The organism is Alkalibacterium sp. m-11 (genome assembly GCF_054658155.1).
Window position 1 is genome coordinate 1 of sequence record NZ_BAAGIR010000612.1, and the last position, 252, is coordinate 252.

At 37.7% G+C, this 252-nt stretch carries 1 pseudogene; it reads right to left on the bottom strand.

Going from position 1 to position 252, the window contains the following annotated elements:
• Positions 1-126, bottom strand: a pseudogene (locus tag ACYQ2O_RS13715) (group II intron reverse transcriptase/maturase); the annotation flags it as partial.
• Positions 127-252: the final 126 nt, after the last annotated feature.

Below are 252 nucleotides of genomic sequence, written 5' to 3' on the forward strand. Positions count from 1 at the left end.
ATCTTCTTCGATAAATTTGGTGATGCTCTCCATTACTCGTTCACCTGCACGTTTGCTTTTGACATAAATAACGAAGTCGTCGGCATAACGAGCAAATTTATGTTTTCTTCTTTCCAGTTCTCTATCTGAGCCAATTTCATAATTATTTGTCGTGTTTAACACCTGATAAATCAACTTTTTTAAAACATAGAAAAAAGGACCCCCCCATATGGTACAATTAGGTTGTCGACTAAGACACGTACTCCAGGAGGG